The 1,584-nt window shown below is 66.2% G+C and carries 1 protein-coding gene; it reads left to right on the plus strand.

Annotated elements, in window-relative coordinates:
• Positions 1-116: 116 nt before the first annotated feature.
• Positions 117-1,584, plus strand: a 1,468-nt coding sequence (locus KDL01_RS41000) for a hypothetical protein (protein WP_212534123.1), incomplete at its 3' end; no start/stop codon positions are given.

The raw sequence follows: 1,584 nt of genomic DNA on the forward strand, positions 1-1,584 counted from the left end.
CTAAAGAGGCTTACGCCTCGGACCGCCGAGCGAAGGGTGGCGTTCGCGTGACGTTGCCGGTCAGCGGGTGGACGCTGCCGAAGGGTGGTGTCTGATTCTCGCGGGAGGTGGTCGGGGTGACCGGTCGGGCTAGCTTCGCCGACGAGGTGCTCGGGCCGGTGGTGACAGCCGGGGACATGGTGGCCGGGCATGTGTCCTTGGACATCTCCTGCGTGGACCGGCTGTATCTCAATGGCTACGTGCCCGGGCTGCAGACGCCGGGCGGCGTGGTCTACTTCCTGCACGATGTGCGCGGGAACCCGATCGCCTCGCCGGCACTGTTCGAGAAGATCGGTGGGCAGTTCAGGGCGGCGATGCGCGCCTGGGCGGGCGAAAACGAGATCCCGGTGCTCCGGTTCACCGGCGGGGTGCGTAAGGCCGACGTCGTCGCGCCGCTGCTGGCCGCAGCTAGGGAACAGGGTGTTTCGAAGGTCGTGGCTCTGGGCCTGGCACAGGAGTACGCGATGGTGTGGAGCGCGACCAAGCGGGAGACCGACCCGGGCAAGTGCCCGCAGTTCTCCTACGCCAAGACCCAGCGCCGGGTGTCGGTGTTCTACGTATATGTCTGGGATGAGCAGGCCGGCCCGGGGTTCATCAAGATCTGCACCTACTTCCCGTACCCGATCAAGGTATGGGTCAACGGGCACGAGTGGGCCAAGCGGCAGGCGCAAGCCGAGGGCCTCGCGGTGACCGAATTGTCCAACGGCTTCGCCGCCTGCCCGGACCCCGCGGCCCTGCAAGAGATCTGCGACCGGTTCGGACCGGAATGCGTCCAGGATTTCTTCGACCGCTGGATGGCACGGATCCCACTGCCGTTGATCGAAGCGGACCGGGACGCCGGGTTCTGGTGGGAGCTGTCGATGCGGCAGGTCGAGATCTCCCGCACCCTGGTGTTCGACACCGACTGCCACGCCCGCGCGTTCTTCGAAGCACTGCTGGCTGACAACCTGGACCTGGGCCGCCCGGAGAACGTCGAACTGCTCTTTCGCCGCGGTGAGCGCTCCGGGCGACCGACCAACCCACCACCGCACGGAGGGTTCAAAACGAAAATCGACCAGGCCTGCGACCTGGTGACCCTCAACGTGTTCTACAAGAACTCCCGGATCAAGCAGTACCTCAAGGACGGGCGCGCCCTGCGCATCGAGACCGTCATCAACGACCCGCACGACCTGGGCTGCAACCGGAGACTCGAAAACCTTCCGGCACTACAGGGCAAGGCCCGTGCGATCAACGACCGACTGCTGGAGACTGAAACCGTCGGCCAGGGCGAGGCACTCGTGAGTCCAGTCATCGAGCGGATCACCACGCCCACTCTCACAGAAGAGGGCAGGAAGGCGCCCGCGCTACGGTTCGGCGACCTTCGAGTCCAAGCCCTGGCCGGCACCCTGGCCAACCTGCTGTACGCGACCACCGGCATCACCAACAAGCACCTTCGCGTCTTGATGACCGGCCTGCTCGGCCGCCCGTACAGCACGAACCAGGCCTCCTACGACCTGGCCCGCCTGGCCCGCAACCAGCTGATCGAACGCGTCCCCGGCCGCAATG

Origin of the sequence: Actinospica durhamensis (assembly GCF_018139695.1) — a bacterium.
GTDB classification, from domain to species: Bacteria; Actinomycetota; Actinomycetes; order Streptomycetales; family Catenulisporaceae; genus Actinospica; species Actinospica durhamensis.